The following is a 951-nucleotide window of genomic DNA, read 5'->3' on the forward strand; positions in this document are numbered from 1 at the left end:
GGCGCCGTCGGCGTCGGGCTCTTTGGCGTAGGCGCCGTCGCGGTAGTTGTCCGCGGTCCGCAGGGGCCGGCCCAGCGCGTCGAGGGTCTCGGTCACCCGGCGGCCGTCAGGGGTGGCGGTGACCGTGACGGTAGGGGAGGGGTAGGCGATGCGGGTGGTCTGGGGCTTGTCGGAGTCGGGCAGCAGGGTGTGGGCGGTAGGCCGGCCCTGGCGGTCGTACTCCGTACGTGACAGGACCCGCCCGCCCGGCCCCATCTCCTCCAGCACCGCGCCGGTGGCCAGGTCCGTCACCCGCGAGGCGGAGGTCTCGGCATCCGTGCCGGGCGCCACGGTGGCGGTCTCGGTCAGGCGCCCGCCCTCCACGGTGCGGCTGACCTCAGTCTTCAGCTCACCCGGCCCCTCGCCGCGGCCCTCCTCACCGGCGCCGTCGGCCCAGGAGACGGTCTGGGAGGCAGTCTGCCCGTACTTGTCGTAGGTGAGCGTGGTCTGCTCTCGGGCGGTGAGCTTCCCGCTGCTGTCTGCGGTGCGGGTGACGGTCCCGGTGACGGTGCGCCGGTCCGCGGAAAGGGAGTTGGAGGTCTCCTGCAGCACCTTGCCGTCCCGGCCGGTGGTCTTCTGCGACACGACCAGCCCGGTAGCACCCTCTTCAGGGTCGTACACGGTCTCGGTGACCGTCCCGGTCTCGTCCACCGTCTTGACCGCACGCCCGTAGCTGTCGTAGGCGGTGGCGGTCGCCACTTCGCGTTTGTGGCCGGCGCTGTTGTGGACGGTGCTGGCCTCGCGCACGGGCAGGGCCCAGTCCGCGGGGAGTTCCGCGTCCCGGGGCGGGGGCACGGGGCTTGCGGGGTCCTGCTGCCAGCTGTAGCCCCGTACCAGTTCCCCGGCGGTGCGGTCGCCGAGGGCGGAGGTGTAGACCTGCTGGGAGGTCAGGAGGTGGAGGCTGTTGTAGTG

The 951-nt window shown here is 72.7% G+C and carries 1 protein-coding gene; it reads right to left on the reverse strand.

All coding sequences use genetic code 11. The annotated features are described in order from the left end of the window. A partial coding sequence (locus IF89_RS39370) for a hypothetical protein (protein WP_043194875.1) occupies positions 1-951 on the reverse strand: 951 nt, incomplete at both ends.

It is taken from the genome of Streptomyces sp. NRRL F-2664 (genome assembly GCF_000719345.1).
Lineage (GTDB): Bacteria > Actinomycetota > Actinomycetes > Streptomycetales > Streptomycetaceae > Streptomyces.